The following is an 18,174-nucleotide window of genomic DNA, read 5'->3' on the forward strand; positions in this document are numbered from 1 at the left end:
AATAATTAACACTACTTTAACACATAGACTACTTCTTTTCCAATGTCTTACCAAGATACAAAACATTATCCTGAGCCTAACGTGTAATTGTTTTGAAAAACTTACACTTCTATTATTTTCTATATGGCTATTTTTCTACGATAATCTCTTCAGCTTCGTTACCATCAATCTACATTTTTTATTTCCGTAGAGCGGTTATCTCAAGTTAATCTTTTAGTAAAGTCTGCAAGTAAAAAAATATTTTCACAAATCTCTACTAATTCTATAGGAATATTGATAATAATATTTACTTTTGTTACCTCATTCAGATACATACTATTTAAAAGCAAGTCTTATGTTTAATTTTTTCTCTGTTTTTGAGTATTTGGATTGTCTATATGTTGATTAAAATCCAAATCTTCTACATACTTAGCCTATATACACTCAGAGTACAATGATTTGAATTTCAATAAGTTATTATTAACTTGTTAAGTTGCAAGACCGCTGCATTTCAAACAGTCTACTGGATGCCTGAACGATTCTGTTCCCACCAGACAAATCTTTATCATTCCATGAAAAAAAAATTATTCCTATTCTATGTGCTTTTCAACCTGGTAATACTATCTCTGTCTGCGCAGGATAATCTATTACTTATAAGTGGAAAAGTTATTGACAATCAAACTCAGGAGCCACTTGTTGGAGTTACTGTGCAGATTAAAGGTACCATAAGTGGAGTTATTACTGATGCAAAAGGTGCCTTTGCATTAAAAACAAAACTAAAATTTCCTCTTACACTTGTTTTTTCTTCTGTTGGCTATGCACCTCAGGAGTATGTAGTAAAAACCTTGGAAGATAAGATCAATGTGCAACTGGAAACCCAGACTATGTTAGGTCAGGAGGTAGTTGTAACAGCTTCCCGTGTTGAAGAAACGGTAATGAAATCGCCAGTCGCAATCGAAAAACTCGATCTTAGAGCAATAAAAGAAACTCCTGCCCCCAGCTTTTTCGATGCTATCGAATCTGTAAAAGGTGTCCAGATGACTACTCTTAGTCTAGGATTTAAGGTTCCCAATACCCGTGGTTTTGGCAATACAACAAATCCGCGCTTCTTACAGTTGGTAGATGGTGCTGATACACAGGCACCAGGTTTAGGTGTATCTATTGCCAATACAGTAGGCCCAACCGAACTGGATGTTGAGAGTATTGAGGTGACTCCTGGAGCATCCTCTGCATTATATGGAATGAATGCCTTGAATGGTATCTCCAATGTGATTACCAAATCACCTTTTTATTATCAGGGACTTAGTGTCTACCAAAAAGTTGGAATTAATCACATCAATGACCCAGACTATTCCGTTCGTCCGTTTACAGAAACAGCTATCCGGTATGCCACAGCATTAAATGATAAACTTGCGTTTAAAGTAAATGTTGGATACTTAAAAGGAACTGATTGGGTAGCGAATAATCCCTATGACTTAAATGCAACAGCGAATAGCTCAACAGGGCTACTAGGAGCAGATAATCCAGGTAAAGATCCATTAAACTCATATGGAAATGAAAGCTCAAACCGAAAAACTCTTACTCTGGCAGATGGCAAACGGTATGAAGTGCGCCGGACAGGTTATTATGAAAAAGATCTGGTAAATGATGACTACAATGTAAGTAACCTGAAAGCGGATGCAGCTATTCATTATAAAATCACCGAGAAACTAGAAGCTAGTTATGCTTATCGTATAGGTGTTTCGGATGCCATCTATCAACGTGGTAACCGGATTCGTTTAGATGATTACCGAATTCAACAACACAAGGTATATCTACGAGGTACTAATTATTTCTTCCGTGCTTATCTGACTCAGGAATACACTGATAAGTCTTATAACATACGTCCAATGGGTGAGAACATAGACCGGGCATTTAAAACAGATGCAAAATGGTTTAGTGAGTACCAGAGCAAATACAATGAATTGTACAATGGTGGTGTGTCTGTAACAAATGCCCACCAGCAGGCACGAGCATTTGCAGATGCAGGGCGTTATGAACCAGGTACCAAAGCCTACAACGATAAGATGCATGAACTAACTTACATCAATAATTGGGATATTGGAGCACAACTTCTGATGAATCATAAATTTTATCATCTGGAAGGACAATACGACTTCGCGGGCAAGATTACCTGGATTGATCTGCTGATAGGAGCTGATTTCCGTGATTTCCTGATTACTCCAGAAGGAAACAGTTTTATCAATCCGGACAAAAATGATCCTTTGGGTATACTTCACTATAATAAAGTGGGTGGTTTTGTACAGGCAACAAAGTATTTGTTAAATAAAAATCTAAAACTGGTAGCTTCTGCACGTCTGGATAAGGCACAATATTTCAATGCAAAACTAAACCCACGGATTGCTGCTGTCTATACACTGAAAGAAAAACATAATTTCCGTGTTTCTTTCCAGAATGGTTACCGTTTTCCTACTCTGTTTGAAGGATTCTCAACAGTTAACAATGGTGGTGTAATTCGTTATGGTGGTTTATCTTTGCTTACTAATGGATTGTTTGAAAACTCTTACCTGCGTAGTTCCGTAGATGCATTCCAGAAAGCAATTACGAATGATGTAAATCAGAATGGCAAAACTCAGGATCAGGCAATACTAGACAACAAAGATCTGCTGGTTCGTAATACATATACTTACCTGAAACCAGAACAGATTGAAGCCTTTGATATTGGCTATAAAGCATCTCTGTTCAATGATAAAGTATTTCTGGATGTAGATGGTTATTATAATATCTATAATAACTTCATTGATCAGGTTGAGATTGTTGTTCCTAAGACAACTAAAATTGATGATCAGGCAGAGGGAGTGAGTCCTGCAATTTATGAAGCAGCCGATAATACGAAACAAACACGTTACCGGATGTGGACAAACGCCAAGAATACGTATTATAATTATGGAGCATCTTTGGGTATTACTTACAATTTCTTTCGTAAGTTTACTTTTACCGGAAACTATAGTTATGCCAAATTAGCAAAAGTAGATCGTAAAGATTCCGGACTAGAAACTTCATTCAATACCCCTCAGGATATTGTAAACCTAAGCATCGGTAATCGTGAGATAGCAAAAAACCTTGGGTTTAACATTGCATGGCGCTGGCAATCCAGTTTTGCCTGGCAGGCACCTCTGGGTAATGGAACAGTACCTTCGTATTATACATTTGACGGACAGATTACCTATCGATTACCTGCTATCAAGTCGCAGATCAAGATTGGCGGCTCTAATTTGTTGAACAAACGCTACTTCCAGTATTTTGGCGGACCAACCATTGGTGCATTCTATTATACAACCATTACAGTAGACGGGCTCTTACAGAAATAGGCGCAGCTTCATCTTGATTTAATTCATAGTCTAAATCCTCCAATCTAACTCTTGATTGGAGGATTTTTTTATTGAAAGATTCTATCTTTGTATACTCCTCTTCATCTATTCAAGATAATGAAACACAGATACTTCCTTCTCTTTATTCTACTGCTAACTGCTGCTTTTTCTACAAAAGCACAAACTACCAAACAAACTACAACAGTTCGCCAAGTATGGATGGCGTATATGAATCAAACCCGACTTTCCGAAAAGTGGGGTATATGGACAGATTTTCATTTACGCACAAAAGACGACTTTGTAAAAGACCTATCTCTATCTATTATTCGTTTGGGTGGGACATATTACTTTGCCACTAATACTAAACTCACAGCGGGTTATGCATATGTAAACTTTTTTCCTGCTGAGGGGCATGCCAATATTTCGCAGCCAGAACACCGTATCTGGCAACAATTGCAGTGGCATACCAATTACACTCGTATCCGCACTATGCAGTGGATTCGCTTGGAAGAACGGTTCCGTCACAAAATTAAGAATGACAATGAACTAGCAGACGGATATAATTTTAATTACCGAATCCGTTACAACCTTCAATTCTTCGTTCCTCTCAGTAAAAATAAGTTTGCACCTAGAACCTTTTCCTGGGTTGTAAATGATGAGATACTCCTCAACTTTGGTAAAGAGATTATCAATAATTATTTCGACCAGAATCGATTTTTTACAGGCTTAGCTTATCATGTAAATGATCATGATAACTTCCAGTTTGGCTATAGCAATGTATTCCAGCAATTGGCTGCAGGAAATCGTTATAGAAATATACATGTTATTCGTTTATTTTACTTCCACAATATGGATCTGAGAAAAAAAGAAAAGGGGTAATAATCATTTATTCCATAGGCTGTTACAAGTTGTAAAAATCCATTGTATAGCAAAATTACTTTCCACTAGGCATTTGCAACTGGTGCAGGAAAACTTTTTCCCTAATTAAAATTGTTATAGAAGATACAAGAGTTGCAACTGGCAAGATACTGAATATGTGTTTCTTTCGAGTAAATGGCACTTGTTTCGGCATTTTTAACTAATTTCGTGCTCTTTTATTTATTCTATCACTCAGTCATTCAAAACTGTGAAGTACAAGGAATATAAAAATGCGGATTATCCGCAGATTGCCAAGGACGTACTTGCGTTCTGGAAACAGAATCGTCTGTTTGAACAATCGGTTAGCTTTCGCGAAGGCAAACCCAGTTTTACGTTTTATGAAGGACCGCCGTCAGCCAACGGAACACCTGGTATTCACCACGTTATGGCACGGACTATTAAGGATATTTTTTGTCGCTATAAAACGTTAAAAGGCTTTCAGGTAAAACGTAAAGGTGGATGGGATACACATGGATTGCCGATTGAACTGCAGGTAGAAAAAGAACTGAATATTAAGAAAGAAGATATTGGTGTAAAAATAAGCATAGAGGAATATAACAAAAAATGCAGGGAAACCGTGATGCGCTTTACTGATCAGTGGAATAACCTTACTGAACAGATGGGCTATTGGGTAGATCTTGAGCATCCCTATGTTACCTATCAAAATGACTACATTGAATCTTTATGGTGGCTATTAAAGCAACTGCATGAGAAAGGACTGCTTTACAAGGGCTATACTATTCAGCCATATTCACCAGCAGCGGGTACGGGATTAAGTTCACACGAGTTAAACATGCCAGGAACGTATCGGGATGTAAAAGATACGACCATCGTTGCGATGTTTAAGGTGTTAGAGAATGCAAAGTCTGAATTCTTATTCAAGTTAAAAGAACCTCAGACTGATGTATTTGTATTAGCCTGGACAACTACTCCATGGACACTTCCTGCCAACTCAGCATTGACAGTAGGAAAATCTATTGACTATGTATTGGTAAAAACCTTCAATCCCTATACGTATGCTCCTGTGCAGGTAGTATTAGCCAAAGCACTGGTAGGAAAATACTTTACTGAAAAAGGAAAAGATGGTGACTTTGAAGCTTATCAGAATGGCGATCATAAGATATTGCCATGGACAGTTCTGAAAGAATTCAAAGGTGGTGATCTGGAAGGCGTGGAATATGAACAATTATTGCCATTTGTAAAGCCTGATGCTCCAGCATTTCGGGTGATAGTAGGTGACTTTGTTACTACTGAAGATGGTACAGGAGTGGTACATACTTCGCCTACATTTGGTGCAGATGACTTCCGGGTTGCTCAGCAAAATGGCATCCCTGCTATCATGGTGAAAGATGATACAGACAAAGAAATGCCTGTTGTAAACCGTAAAGGACAATTCGTAAAAGAAATAGGTAGCCAGTTAGCCAAGAAAGTACAGGAATATAGCATAAAGACACATCGTCCATTGGGAGAAGATGATTTTTATGTGAAAAACTATACAGCTGAGGATGAGAAAGCGGGTGATTACAAGACTACTGACGAAATCATCTCTATCATCTTAAAGCTGGAAGGCAAGGCGTTTAAAGTTGAGAAATACGAACACACCTATCCACATTGCTGGCGTACAGACAAGCCGGTACTCTACTATCCACTGGATAGCTGGTTTATCCGTACTACAGTAATGAAAGACCGATTGGTATCACTAAATAAAACCATCAACTGGAAGCCTGAAAGTACAGGAACCGGTCGCTTTGGCAACTGGCTGGAAAATCTGGTAGACTGGAACTTGAGTCGTAGCCGTTTCTGGGGTACACCTCTGCCTATCTGGCGTAGTGAAGATGATGAGGAGGTATGTATAGGATCAGTGGAAGAACTGAAACAAAGTGTAACTCATGCACTGAAGGATACAGTATTGTCAGCAGAGCAACGTGAAAAGAATGAGAAGTTCCTGACGCAGCTAGCCAAGGGAGAACACGATCTACACCGTCCATATGTTGATGAAGTATATCTTGTATCTCCAAGTGGTAAGGTAATGTTCAGAGAGCCTGATCTGATCGATGTATGGTTTGATTCAGGTGCAATGCCTTATGCACAATGGCATTATCCATTTGAGAACCAGGATATCTTTAAAAATAGTTATCCGGCAGACTTTATCTCAGAAGGAGTAGATCAAACTCGTGGATGGTTCTTTACACTGCATGCGATTGCAGGTATGCTGTTTGACAGCATAGCTTTCAAGAATGTTGTATCAACAGGTCTGGTTCTCGACAAGAATGGAGAAAAAATGTCGAAGCGTAAGGGTAATGTAGTAGATCCATTCTATGCCTTAGGTAAATATGGCTCTGATGCAGTACGTTGGTATATGATTTCTAATGCTAACCCATGGGATGATCTCAAATTTAGCTGGGAGAAAGTGTATGAAGATGGAAAAGGCGTACGTTATGTCCACGACATAAAGAAGGAAGCTGCGTTCTATAACGAGATGCAGTTGGTTGACCAATATTCTGATGGCATAGTTGAAGTACAACGTAAGTTCTTTGGCACATTGTTTAATACCTACCAGTTTTATGCAATGTATGCCAACCTTGACAACTACAAACTTTCTGAGTTTGATCGGGTTCCATATGAAAGATTATCAGAATTGGATCGTTGGGTTATATCAAAGCTTCAGTCACTAATACTGGAAGTAGACGAGGCGTATGACAATTACGAACCAACCAAAGCAACTCGTGCGATACAATATTTTGTAACAGAACAGTTGTCAAACTGGTATGTACGTTTGTCACGTCGTCGTTTCTGGAAAGGAGAACTTTCGGAAGATAAGAGAGCCGCTTACGAAACCTTACAAGAATGTCTGGTTGTCATTGCTCAACTTATAAGTCCTGTAGCGCCATTCTTTGCGGATTGGTTGTATCAAAATATGACCGACAATGTACGGGAAGAGGCGAAAGCAAAAAATACGCCACTGGCACCAGAATCTGTACACTTGACTGATTTTGTAAAGGCAGATACTCAACGTATCGACAAAAAGCTGGAAGAATCTATGGATCTGGCGCAACGTTATTCGTCACTGGTACACTCACTGCGTAAGAAACACACATTGCGGGTACGTCAGCCATTATCACGTATATTATTGCCTATCCTGAATGAAGATCAGAAAGATCGTGTTCGGTCAGTAGCAGATCTGATTCTTTCAGAAACAAATATCAAAACGGTTGAATATGTTGATGATGCTTCCGGGTTATTGATAAAGAAAATCAAACCTAACTTTAAAAAGCTAGGTAAAGAATATGGTCCGAAACTGAAAGAGGTTGCAGCATTGATTCAGGCAATGAATCAGGATACTATCCGTGAACTGGAAAAGACAGGTCGGTTTGTAACCAGTCTGAATGGAGAATCACTTACGATCACACCAGAAGATGTTGAAATCTCTGCGGAAGATATTCCTGGATGGATCGTGGCTAGTGAAAGTGGTTTAACTGTTGCCTTGGATATCACATTGAATGATGATCTTCGCCGCGAAGGGATTGCACGTGATGTTGTAAACCGTATTCAGAATCTGCGTAAGGACTCAGGTCTGGAAGTTCAGGACAAGATCCGGTTGACATTCCAAAATCTGGACACTTTTGTAGACTCAGCACTGGAAAGCAATCGTGAGTACATTTGCTCTGAAACACAGGCACTTGAACTCGCAATTTCATCACAGGTTACAGGTGCAGTACCATTAGATCTGGATGAGTTTACACTTAATGTCAAACTGGAAGTTATAAACTAGTCTGGCCTATACTTATACTAAACAAAAGAGCCTCTGTTTCCAGAGGCTCTTTTGTTTATTCATCAATTCTAAAATCAGAGTGGTATAAAATTCTTATGTTAAATTTTCCATCCTCAAGATTTTTAGATTTACCTGCTTTATTATACAATTTACACGAAAACTCTCCAGTAATTACTTGCCTCATTGTTGGATAAGTTGTTGGATCGGTATTCTTAACAACAGAAGTGATTTTAAATATACTACCTGTTTGATCGGCAGAGCCATAATCAGAACGCCATTCTTCTCCATCGTTGTCTATATAGCTGATTACAATTCCATTCTTATAACTTTCCTCGTCTATCGTATCACCATCCTGACTATCTCTACCATAGATGTAAGTTTGTGGTTTAAATAAACTATACATAGTTGCTTTCCATACGTCGCTATTTTCTTCTGTCCTTTGCATTACTTTAGTTACTAATCTAATTTCTATTTCATTAGTTTCTGTGATGTTATAAATACCGCCAAATTGCGTCATATATTCTTCTCCCTCTCCATTGCCAGAGGAATTATATCCAGTCCCCATTCCCATACCATTTGCACCAGTATTATCTGTTTCCAGAATAGTACTCTTATTATCAATAGTGGCTTGTATATAAAATTCCTTAGAGGGTTTAGGTTGAGAAGGTTCATCTTTTGATTTGTCACAACTTGAAATTAGTGTTAAGACTACTAGTAATAATGCTGTTTTTAATAAAATTAAGTTTTTCATATGTTAACGACAATTTAAGTAATAAATTTTTGAAGATATGTTTTCGAAAACTATAATAAAGGCAGAAATACACCAAAAGAGTGAGATTATATATGTGTAATAAAGATTACTTTTTAGTAAATATTTCTTTATAACAGCCAGTTCTTGATATTAGATAAAATGAAATTTTTCGTCCATTTTTTTCGTTATTAAAAGGAATGGATAGTGGTAAAAAATTTCGCTAAAAGCAAAAAAAATGGTAACTTTACCGTAGTATTTTTCCGTTTAAGGAGTAGTTTACTTCTTTCATTTAAATCCTTACTTTTTTCGTATTAACATTCTCATTATCAAGAATTTTTAATTTATTCCATAGAACAAGAACTATATGAGCGAAATTGTAGAAGAGCAACCCACAACCGTTAACTATGGTGCTGACAGTATTCAGGTTTTAGAAGGTCTAGAAGCAGTACGCAAACGCCCGGGTATGTATATCGGGGACACTAACGTAAGAGGTCTGCACCACCTGGTATGGGAAGTTGTTGATAACTCAATTGACGAAGCTTTAGCTGGACATTGTGACAGAATTGAAGTAAGCATCCTCCCTAATAATGGAATTGTAGTCGTTGACAATGGTCGCGGGATCCCTACAGATATTCACCCAAAAGAGAAAAGATCAGCATTGGAAGTTGTAATGACTGTCCTACACGCCGGAGGTAAATTTGACAAAGATAGTTACAAGGTTTCGGGTGGATTGCATGGTGTAGGGGTATCCTGCGTGAATGCATTATCATCACATCTGAAAGTAACTGTTCAACGTGAAGGAAAAATGTTTGAACAGGAATATTCTATGGGTAAGCCTCTGTATCCTGTTAAAGAAATAGGAAAATCAGATAAACATGGAACAACAGTAGAGTTTCATCCTGATGCAACTATATTCACCACAACAGAATATAAATATGAGACCATTGCTACCCGTTTGAGAGAACTTTCTTATCTCAATCGTGGCATTACAATTACGCTTACAGATTTTCGTGAGAAAGATGATAATGGCAACCCTATTACAGAGGAATTCTATTCAGAGGGTGGATTAATTGAATTTGTTGAATATCTGGATTCTACCCGTGAAAAACTTATTCCGCAAGTTATTTACATGGAAGGGGATAGAGCTATTCCGGTTCAGGTTGCTATGCACTATAATACTTCTTACTCAGAGAATGTGTTTTCGTATGTCAACAACATCAACACGATTGAAGGCGGTACTCACGTAGCTGGTTTCCGGGCAGCATTGACCCGTACTTTAAAAGCATACGCAGATAAAGAAGGGATGCTTGATAAAGTGAAAATTGACATTGCAGGAGATGATTTCAGAGAAGGTCTGACAGCAGTGGTGTCTGTAAAGGTTGCAGAACCACAGTTTGAAGGACAGACCAAAACAAAGCTTGGTAATTCAGATGTTTCGGGTGCAGTAAATACTACGGTTGCTGATATTCTTCAAACATGGCTGGAAGAACATCCTAAAGAAGCTCGTCAGATTGTCAATAAAGTAATTCTGGCGGCTCAGGCTCGTCACGCTGCCCGCAAAGCGCGTGAGATGGTTCAACGTAAAAATGTATTATCAGGAACAGGTCTACCTGGAAAACTGGCAGACTGCTCGGAAACAGATGCATCTCTTTGTGAAGTATATCTGGTAGAAGGTGACTCTGCAGGTGGAACAGCGAAACAAGGCCGTAACCGGGCATTCCAGGCTATCCTTCCACTGCGTGGTAAAATCCTTAACGTAGAGAAAGCGCAGGAATATAAGATTTATGAGAATGAAGAGATCAAAAATATGATCACAGCGTTAGGGGTGCAGTTTGGTAAGGATGGTGATGAAAAAGCATTAAATATGGATAAGCTTCGTTATCATAAAATCATCATCATGACAGATGCAGACGTTGATGGAAGCCACATTCGTACATTGATTCTTACATTCTTCTTCCGATACATGAAGCAACTGATTGAGAATGGCTATCTGTATATCGCTCTTCCTCCTCTGTATCAGGTAAAGAAAGGAAAAGAGTTCCGCTATTGCTGGAGTGAAGATCAACGCGATGTAGCAATTAAAGAATTAGCGAAAGAAGGTCGTGAAGATTCTGTACATGTTCAACGTTACAAAGGGTTAGGAGAGATGAACGCAGAACAGTTATGGGAAACTACCATGGACCCAGAGCGCCGTAGTTTAAAACAAGTAACTATCGAATCTGCAGCTGAGGCTGATCACTTGTTTTCTATGCTTATGGGAGACGAAGTAGCACCTCGTCGGGAATTTATTGAGAAAAATGCCCGCTACGCAAAGGTAGATGTATAAAAAGAACAGTTAGTCTGGAAAGATGAATGAACATTCTATTCACCTTTCCAGATATTTTTTAACAGGAAGTGATTATTCAGGATTGTTCATTCATTAACCAGTAGAAAAGTGCTTAATCAAGCTGGAAATACAGAAGATAAAAAGGGGCAGGCCGCATCTCCCCCTTTTTCATTTTTACTACAACCAATCTTTCGTTTACGTGATACTATGTTATCACGTGAGAAAGTTTCGAATGTAATTGGACAAAGTAATTATATCAGTCGGGATCTAAGTTGGCTGCAGTTTAACTGGCGGGTACTCGATCAGGCAAAAGATTCCAAACGTGGTTTATTTGAGAGACTTAAGTTCTTAGCTATCACATCATCGAATCTGGATGAATTTTTCATGATTCGTGTAGGGAGTTTATATAACTACATAGATTATGGAAAAGAACGTGTAGATTATTCAGGTTTGAGGGAAATGCCATTTCGTAAAACATTACTCAATACGGCGCAGGCTTTTTTCAAAGATCAGCAAGATGAATTTAAGATACATCTTCAGCCACTCTTCAAGCTTAACAACTTCATCATTGCCAAACCATCCGAGTTAACAGATGATGAACGTTCGGATGTACTGGCTTACTTTATGCGCACGATATTTCCGATGCTTACACCAATGGTGTTTGACGGATATCATGCGTTTCCAATTCTGGTAAATAAAGTTCTCATCTTTGGTGTCGTAACCAAAGATGATAGTCGCGAAGGACAAAGACTTTCTTTTGTACAGATTCCTCAGAACCTTCCCCGTTTCTTTGAAATCTATCGGGACGAACAAATCGTGTTTGTTCCTATTGAAGAAATTATTCGCATGGAAATTGGTAAGCTCTATCGAAACGTTGAAATTGTATCTGTGAACCTTTTCCGGATTACACGAAACGGAGATTTTACGCTGGAAGAAAGTGATGATGTAGAAGCTGATTTCATTGATGAAGTAAAGCAAAAGCTGAAAACCCGACGTACAGGCCGTGTTGTTCGGATAGAGATTGAACCCGGTGCCTCGTACTGGATGATGAAAACACTGAAGACTCGCTGGGAACTGGATGACGACAATGTGTTTGTAGCAGATAAGATGCTGGATTTTACCTCTCTATGGCAGATTGTAGGACACAAAGAGTTTCGTGATCGTATTCCTCCGATTCCACCACAGGTTCCATCACTGGACTTACCGCCAAGTCTGAAAGAGAAAAATATTTTTGACGTACTCAAACAACAGGATATTTTACTTCATCATCCGTACAATAATATCGAACCTGTTGTAGACTTACTGGAAAAATCAGCAGAAGATCCTGACGTTCTAGCCATTAAGATTACCATCTATCGTTTAGCTAAACATTCACGTATTACCAACGCGCTTTTAAAAGCGGCTGAGAACGGGAAACACGTATCCGTATTATTTGAGGTTAAAGCGCGTTTTGATGAAGAGAATAATATTCGTGAAGCACAACGTCTGCAGAAAGCGGGCTGTTTTGTGGTATATGGAATCAGCCGTTATAAAACCCATACAAAGCTTTTACTCATAGTTCGCAAAGATGGAGACGGTGTAACACGCTATGTCCATTTGTCCAGCGGAAATTACAATGAAGACACATCCAAAATCTATACAGATACAGGACTCCTAACTACCAATGAGATCTATGCACAGGATGTATCTGAGTTTTTTAATGTAATAACAGGGCACTCTCTTCCAAGCACCTATCAATATCTGATTACTGCGCCAAGAGATATGCGCCGACAGTTGATTGAACTTATCCGGCAGGAGGCAGAAAATGCCAGAAAAGGATTGTCTAGTGGTATTGTAATCAAAATCAACTCATTGGAAGATAAAGAAACCATAGATGAGTTGTATCTGGCATCACAAGCTGGGGTGCCTATCAATCTTATTGTCAGAGGAATCTGTTGTTTGAGACCTGGAAGACAGGGATTGAGTGAAAATATTACGGTACGTTCTATTGTGGGAGATTTTCTGGAACATGCTCGTCTGTATTATTTTCATAGCAACGGCGACCCGAAAGTGTATGGTGGTAGCGCAGATATGATGGTACGAAGTTTTGATCGTCGTGTAGAGTCGTTATTCAGACTGGCATCACCACGTATCAAACAGCAAGCTATAAATATTCTGGCTTACAACCTTAGAGATAATGTTAACTCTTATGTAATGCAGGAAAACGGAGAGTATTACCGTTGCATCACAGACAATACGCCTTTCAATATTCACAAGGAATTTTACAATGTAACACTGGAAGAAGTAGAAAAAGCAAAGTTGTTTTAATAGTGAAGATTATCTAACAAAAAAGCTCCACAGTCTGGAGCTTTTTTGTTTTATCAGCATTATTCATACTTCTTAAAAATAGCGGTTGCATTGTGTCCGCCAAAACCGAATGTGTTGCTCATCGCATAACGGATTGAATGGCTCACACTTTTGCCAATTACAATATTAAGTCCTTGTGGAATATTAGGATCCAACTCTTTGGTATTGATAGTAGCAGGAACCATACTTTCTTTAATAGCCATTACAGCAGCTATAGCCTCAATAGCACCTGCACCACCCAGCAAATGGCCTGTCATAGACTTAGTAGCAGAAATGCGTAAATTGTTGTTTCCACTAAACAAAGTAGCTGTTGCCTTCATTTCGCTTAGATCTCCCAATGGAGTTGATGTTGCATGTGTATTCAGGTAATCAATATCTGAAGCCTGAATACCTGCATCTTCCAAAGCTGCCTGCATACCTAATACAGCACCTTCACCCTCAGGATGAGTACCAGTAAGATGATATGCATCTGCTGACATTCCTCCGCCAACCAGTTCGGCATAAATCTTAGCACCCCGTGCTTTTGCATGTTCGTATTCTTCCAAAATCAAACATCCTGCACCTTCGCCCATCACAAATCCATCACGTTCTACGTCAAATGGACGGGATGCAGTTTCAGGGCTGTCATTGCGGGTAGAAAGAGCCTTACAAGCATTAAAGCCTCCAATACCTGCTTCGCAAATAGGAGCTTCTGAACCACCTGTAACAATGGCAACTGCTTTACCTAAACGAATGTAATTGAACGCATCAACCAAGGCAGAGTTTGAACTGGCGCAAGCAGAAACAGTAGTAAAGTTTACTCCGCGAAAGCCATGTTTGATAGAAATCATTCCGGACGCAATATCAGCAATAGTCTTAGGAATAAAGAAGGGATTGAACCGCGGAATTTTTCCACCTTCTACATAATCTGTTACCTGTTCCTGAAAAGTAAAGAAACCTCCATTGCCAGATCCCCAGATAACACCTACTTTGTCTTTGTTAAGTTTTTCCAGATCAAAGCCCGCATCTTTCAAAGCCTCATCAGCAGCAACAAATGCATACTGAGTATACGCATCCATCTTTCTTACTTCTGGTTTCTCAAAATGTTGCAAAGGATCATATCCTTTCAGTTCACAGGCAAATTTTGTCTTAAAATGAGTGGTGTCAAATTTAGTGATAGGAGCAGCCCCGCTTTTGCCTTCTACTAAGCTTTTCCAAAATTCTGCAAGATTATTACCTATTGGCGTAAGTGCTCCCAGGCCGGTAACAACTACTCTTTTTAATTGTAACATGATAAAGTTAAGGAATAGTGAAACAGTAATTACTACGTATTAATCACAAAACGGCGCGAAAATAGTATCTTTTTACCAGTAAAAAACCTTATTTGATGAAAAATAACAATAACGAGCTCAATTAAAATAGTTTGATTCCTATTCTTAAGTCACTATGGCAATCAGGTAATGGGGTATCTTTTTTGCAAAATTTTAATATTATGACCAATTTTGTGCCTTAATCCGCGATACTTTTGTCAACTACAGATTCTTATCCTACTCAAACCCTTACACTTCCGGAAGGCAAAAAAATTTATTTTGCATCCGATTTCCATTTAGGTGTTCCTAATGCTGTAAGTAGTCGTAACAGGGAAGCAAAAATTGTAAGATGGCTGGAATCTATACAGGATTCAGCTCATGCTATCTTTATGGTAGGTGATATATTTGATTTCTGGTTTGAATATAAATATGTGGTGCCCAAAGGTTTTTTACGTCTACAAGGCAAATTGGCAGAACTAACAGATGGGGGTACTCCTGTATTTTTCTTTACAGGTAATCATGACATGTGGATGTTTAATTACTTCAAGGAAGAATTAGGAATTCCAGTTTTAAGAGAACCTACTACCTTCATTGTAAACAACAAAAAGTTATTGGTAGGACATGGAGATGGTCTGGGTCCTGGCGACTATAAATACAAATTCCTGAAAAAGATATTTGCGAATCCACTTTGTCAGTGGCTATTTGCCCGAATCCATCCTAATCTTGGAATGGGTATAGCCAATGCGTGGTCTCAAAGCAGTCGAGCTGCCAGTACCAAAAAAGGGGAGGAGAAATTTATGGGTGATGACGAATGGATATGGAGTTACTGCAAAGAGGTAGAGCAACAACAGCACCACGACTTTTATATCTTTGGCCACCGACACCTGCCTTTGGATAATCTTCCTGTAGGCGAAAACGCGACGTATACCAATCTTGGAGAATGGATACATCACTGTACATATGCATCTTTTGACGGAAAAAAGATAAATCTAGAGGTTTTTACCGGATAATAACTCTTCCAGGTTCTACTAGTTGACAACCTACTCGTTAGCCATTGAAATACACATGTGTCACATATCGTCAATGTCTATTCCAGATTATTTTTAGTCTGTTGATCATAACAACATGTTTTCCCCAAACTCCGGTTCTGGTTCGCCAGATTTCTTCAACACCTGCTGTTGCAGTCTCTGTTGACAAGTATGATCGCCTAATCACAGCTGATGAGAAAGGAAACATTACTGCTTATGATACCTTGGGTAATGCATTGTATTCCTATTCGCCTGCTGTCGTTGGAGATGTATCTATGCTGGAAGCCTGGCGTTCTATGCAGATACTTGTGTTTTACAGAGATTTGCAACAATATGTGCAACTGGACCGCTTCCTGACACCATTACCCGGATACAATCAACCGGCTCGTTTGCAAACTGAAGAGATAGGATTTGCCAGAGTTATGACACTTGCTTATGATGATCAGTTATGGATATTTGATGATACAGATTTTAGTTTGAAAAAATATGATCTTCAAAGGCAGAAAGTGGAAATGAACTCGCCTCTCAACCTGATACTCAAAACCCAGGATTATCAGATTACCTGGATACGGGAGTATCAGAATCAATTATTTGTGGCTGATCGTAATTCTGGAATTCTGGTATTTGATAATCTGGGAAACTACCGTAAAGCATTACCTTTTAAAGGATTAACTTATTTTCAGTTCTTGGGAGAAGAACTATATTTTACAGATAAAGAAACGTTATATTTTTTTAATATCTATTCCCATTCTCAACGGAGTATTAAACTACCTGTAGCTGCAAAGTTTGCCATATTGGTAGGTCGATATTTAGCTATCTATACAGACAAAGCCGGTTTTTTATATTCTTTCAAATAGTATCTTTGCAGTTTGGCGATGTACATTAGTGGTATACAGATAAAAGCGCAATTTTTACATAGAATATAATTTCTTTTGTGAAAATTGGATTATCAAACATAAAGATGTATTTCGAAAATTTAATTTCCATTCAGATTTATACATTTGTTTCATAATTACAAGTATCATTACGTATTCTAAGTATTCATCGTATTTTTCTTTTTATATATTATGGTTAATGTACAAGAGAAAGTGACAGAAATGCTGGTAGAGAAGCTCAACATAGAGCCATCTCAGGTAACTCCTACAGCTAACTTTATTAAAGATCTGGGCATTGATTCGTTGGATTATATTGAGTTGATCATGGAATTTGAACAAGCCTTTGACATACGAATTCCAGATACAGAAGGAGAACAGCTTAAAACAGTAGGACAGGCAGTAGATTATATTGAGAAGAAGCTAAATGAGCCTAAAAGTGTAGCTTAAAATTTAAAAATAGAAATCCGAAAATATCTCCATTTTCGGATTTCTATTTAGTGAGTAGCCTTAAAAATTACCGTAATCTACCTGTAAGCAGGTTAGACCTAAGTCTTTTCGCCACATGGCTACGACCTGATCACGGTCGTCAATTACCATTTCTACAAAGTATTTATTGCGAATATAAGTTTCAAACATTTCCTTTTTCACAATACTATCCTTGCGCTGATCTTTGGGTGTTCGCAAAAAAAGCTGAAAATGTTCCTTTTCAGTCCAATCGAAATACTGTGTGATCCAGGCAGATGTCTCGTTGTGACATATACCATCCCTGCCAGAAAAGAATATAATATGGTAGCCATGATTTTTCAAAGACTTGACCACATTGATCACATTCCACTTGGGAAGATCCTCACCAACCCGCTTCCAATCATAAGCCATACGCCCATTCATCTTTGCAACTGTGCCATCAATATCTACCAGTACACACTTAGGTAGTGATTCATCTTGTTCAAGTGTTATGGTAATTTCTGGCTGTGGTGTAATGACTTTGTCAAAATTAAAGTTCTTTTTCAGTATTCTCAGTTTCTCGTATTGTTCACGAATAATACGCTCTCCAACAACATCCAGCCGCTGTTTGTCTCGTTCAATTGCTTCTTCCAATGATATCTCAATCAGTTTAAACCGAATCTCGACTTTATAGTTTGAGATAACATTAACTAATTCATTGATATATTTTTGGCGGATATGAGTATTATCTATCAACACATTCCATCCTCTATCCAATGCTTTTTGTATAGCTGTCTCCTGTAGTTCATTTACCAGCATCTCAATACGGTTGATGGCCTTGACATCCCATGTCCAATAGTCATTTAATGAGACAGTCAGAATGCTTTTTCGTAAATCATCCCGATTGATTCGAAGCCAGTTTGGATTATCCTGAACAAATTGTTTGGCGAAGGTCGACTTTCCGCTTCCGCTAATTCCTGTTAAGATTAAAACTTGTTGCATAGTTTATAGTATAGTGTATCCGGTCAAAGATAGAGATGTATTTCTTGTAAGAACAGAGTTGTTTTTAGTTTAT

11 protein-coding genes are annotated in these 18,174 nt (G+C 38.4%); 8 read left to right on the forward strand and 3 right to left on the reverse strand.

Annotation, left to right across the window (positions count from 1 at the left end; genetic code table 11):
- Positions 1 to 551 precede the first annotated feature (551 nt).
- From QNI15_RS19295 to ileS, 3 genes are all read left to right on the forward strand, one after another.
- Positions 552 to 3,350, forward strand: a complete 2,799-nt coding sequence (locus tag QNI15_RS19295) for a TonB-dependent receptor (RefSeq protein ID WP_314033082.1) — start codon at positions 552 to 554, stop codon at positions 3,348 to 3,350.
- Positions 3,351 to 3,467: 117 nt separating this feature from the next.
- On the forward strand, positions 3,468 to 4,229 hold the full coding sequence (locus QNI15_RS19300) for a DUF2490 domain-containing protein (protein ID WP_313991062.1): 762 nt from the start codon (positions 3,468 to 3,470) through the stop codon (positions 4,227 to 4,229).
- A gap of 247 nt (positions 4,230 to 4,476) precedes the next feature.
- Entirely contained in the window at positions 4,477 to 8,040 is a 3,564-nt protein-coding gene (gene ileS / locus QNI15_RS19305) for an isoleucine--tRNA ligase (RefSeq protein WP_314033084.1), read from the forward strand.
- 55 nt (positions 8,041 to 8,095) lie between these two features.
- On the opposite strand, the gene QNI15_RS19310 is transcribed toward ileS, so the two are convergent.
- A complete protein-coding gene (locus QNI15_RS19310) occupies positions 8,096 to 8,791 on the reverse strand; it encodes a hypothetical protein (protein WP_314033086.1) in 696 nt (231 codons plus the stop codon).
- Positions 8,792 to 9,155: 364 nt separating this feature from the next.
- Between QNI15_RS19310 and gyrB the strand changes: the two genes are divergently transcribed.
- A complete protein-coding gene (gyrB, locus tag QNI15_RS19315) occupies positions 9,156 to 11,117 on the forward strand; it encodes a DNA topoisomerase (ATP-hydrolyzing) subunit B (RefSeq protein ID WP_314033088.1) in 1,962 nt (653 codons plus the stop codon).
- A 207-nt stretch (positions 11,118 to 11,324) separates the two neighbouring features.
- Complete coding sequence (gene ppk1 / locus QNI15_RS19320; protein ID WP_313992387.1) at positions 11,325 to 13,424, forward strand: polyphosphate kinase 1; 2,100 nt, start codon at positions 11,325 to 11,327, stop codon at positions 13,422 to 13,424.
- Between the two features lie 59 nt (positions 13,425 to 13,483).
- Here the strand turns inward: ppk1 and fabF are convergent, their stop codons facing one another.
- Entirely contained in the window at positions 13,484 to 14,734 is a 1,251-nt protein-coding gene (fabF, locus tag QNI15_RS19325) for a beta-ketoacyl-ACP synthase II (protein ID WP_313991051.1), read from the reverse strand.
- 233 nt (positions 14,735 to 14,967) lie between these two features.
- Between fabF and QNI15_RS19330 the strand changes: the two genes are divergently transcribed.
- The 3 genes from QNI15_RS19330 (at position 14,968) to QNI15_RS19340 (ending at position 17,102) form a co-directional block, all read left to right on the forward strand.
- Complete coding sequence (locus QNI15_RS19330; RefSeq protein WP_313991048.1) at positions 14,968 to 15,762, forward strand: UDP-2,3-diacylglucosamine diphosphatase; 795 nt, start codon at positions 14,968 to 14,970, stop codon at positions 15,760 to 15,762.
- A 44-nt stretch (positions 15,763 to 15,806) separates the two neighbouring features.
- Entirely contained in the window at positions 15,807 to 16,637 is an 831-nt protein-coding gene (locus QNI15_RS19335; RefSeq protein ID WP_314033090.1) for a hypothetical protein, read from the forward strand.
- A 210-nt stretch (positions 16,638 to 16,847) separates the two neighbouring features.
- Positions 16,848 to 17,102 (forward strand): acyl carrier protein, encoded by a 255-nt coding sequence (locus QNI15_RS19340; protein ID WP_313979205.1) that lies wholly within the window; start codon positions 16,848 to 16,850, stop codon positions 17,100 to 17,102.
- A gap of 60 nt (positions 17,103 to 17,162) precedes the next feature.
- Here the strand turns inward: QNI15_RS19340 and QNI15_RS19345 are convergent, their stop codons facing one another.
- Positions 17,163 to 18,101 (reverse strand): phosphatase domain-containing protein, encoded by a 939-nt coding sequence (locus QNI15_RS19345; RefSeq protein WP_313979203.1) that lies wholly within the window; start codon positions 18,099 to 18,101, stop codon positions 17,163 to 17,165.
- Between the last annotated feature and the right edge of the window lie 73 nt (positions 18,102 to 18,174).

The sequence above is a fragment of the Xanthocytophaga flava genome (genome assembly GCF_030068545.1).
In the GTDB taxonomy this organism is placed as follows: domain Bacteria; phylum Bacteroidota; class Bacteroidia; order Cytophagales; family 172606-1; genus Xanthocytophaga; species Xanthocytophaga flava.